Raw genomic sequence first — 530 nt, 5'->3', positions numbered from 1 at the left:
GCACCATGCCGAACGCCAGGCCATGCGTGCCATGGCCGGGCAGGCCAGCGCACCCTGTCACCTGCTGCAGTGCCGGGCCGACCCCGCCCGCATGGCCCAGCGCCTGCAGGCACGCCAGGCCCAGGGCCTGGACCCGTCCGACGCCACCCCGCAGCTGCTGGCCCGGCAGCTGCAGACCGCCGAACCCCTGCCCGCCGACTGGGCCCCGCTGTGCCGCACGGTGCACAACGACGGCACACGGGACGACTTGCAGGGGCAGGTCAGTGACTGGGTGGCGGTTGTGCTGGGGTCATAGACCGGGCTTCGGCCAGCACGCGCGCTTGCATGCCCGGTGCCAGGCTGACGGCCTCCACCACGTCCACCCGAAAGGGCAGGGGGCCCTGTTCAAACCGGTCGGCCAGTTCGCAACGCTGTTGCCATGACAGGCGTTCGGGTGTGGTCAGCAGCAGGTCCAGGTCGGAAAAAGGCCGCGCACGGCCCATGGCGCGTGAGCCAAACACCTGCACCTGTGCCTGGGGCACTCATGTGCA

At 70.9% G+C, this 530-nt stretch carries 2 protein-coding genes; one reads left to right on the top strand and one right to left on the bottom strand.

Annotation, left to right across the window (positions count from 1 at the left end):
• A partial coding sequence (locus HA630_RS01930) for an AAA family ATPase (protein ID WP_166832187.1) occupies nucleotides 1-295 on the top strand: 295 nt, incomplete at its 5' end.
• Here the strand turns inward: HA630_RS01930 and HA630_RS01925 are convergent.
• The gene (locus HA630_RS01925) at nucleotides 261-521 is read right to left on the bottom strand and encodes a nucleotidyltransferase domain-containing protein (protein WP_208299912.1); all 261 of its coding nucleotides are present in this window, start codon (nucleotides 519-521) and stop codon (nucleotides 261-263) included. The genes HA630_RS01930 and HA630_RS01925 overlap by 35 nt on opposite strands.
• Nucleotides 522-530: the final 9 nt, after the last annotated feature.

Source organism: Aquabacterium sp. A08 (assembly GCF_011742065.1).
Note: the sequence above shows the minus strand (reverse complement) of the source record. Positions and strands in the feature narration are given on the sequence as shown.